This window comes from Acinetobacter sp. ANC_7588 (assembly GCF_056783995.1).
On the sequence record NZ_JBWYIU010000057.1, the window covers coordinates 1 to 210 of the forward strand.

A 210-nucleotide genomic window follows, 5' to 3' on the forward strand; every position below is an offset into this window, starting at 1 on the left:
CTGACTCTTCTAACTTTGCATTTTCATTAAGTTTAGTCTGAAGGTCTTTCGCCTTCGTCTCAAGCGCAAGTAGATCCACTTCAGTTGCTAATGAATCTTCAAACTCTTGTTGTGCATTAGTTTTTAATGCAGCATCTGCAGCGTCTAATTCATCAGTCGCTTTGATCACATCACCTTTGGTAACTGTTTTAGCAGGATCACGACCATCAG

The 210-nt window shown here is 40.5% G+C and carries 1 protein-coding gene; it reads right to left on the bottom strand.

All coding sequences use genetic code 11. The features are described 5' to 3' along the window. The coding region (locus AC1M9J_RS14890) for a hypothetical protein (RefSeq protein WP_481952584.1) at positions 1 to 210 on the bottom strand (210 nt) is incomplete at both ends.